This is a genomic window from Methylobacterium sp. E-066, assembly GCF_022829635.1.
Lineage (GTDB): Bacteria > Pseudomonadota > Alphaproteobacteria > Rhizobiales > Beijerinckiaceae > Methylobacterium.
Window position 1 is genome coordinate 1 of record NZ_JAKSYO010000126.1, and the last position, 327, is coordinate 327.

The 327-nt window shown below is 76.5% G+C and carries 1 pseudogene; it reads left to right on the top strand.

The window, feature by feature from the left end:
- Nucleotides 1-327: pseudogene (locus tag MKL20_RS18610) on the top strand (hypothetical protein); the annotation flags it as partial.

Consider the following 327-nt stretch of genomic DNA (forward strand, 5'->3'; position numbering starts at 1 on the left):
GCGCAGAGCATCGGCGGCGGCGGCGGCACGGGCGGCGGCGCGTCGGGGTCGGCCGCGGGCAAGCTCGCCGTCAGCCTGAAGCTCGGCGGCAAGGGCGGTATCGGCGGCAGCGGCGGGGACGTGACCGTCACCAATACCGCAGCCGGCGTGATCACCACCTGGGGCGACGGTTCCCACGGCATCCTCGCGCAGAGCATCGGCGGCGGCGGCGGCACGGGCGGCGGCGCGTCGGGGTCGGCCGCGGGCAAGCTCGCCGTCAGCCTGAAGCTCGGCGGCAAGGGCGGTATCGGCGGCAGCGGCGGGGACGTGACCGTCACCAATACCGCA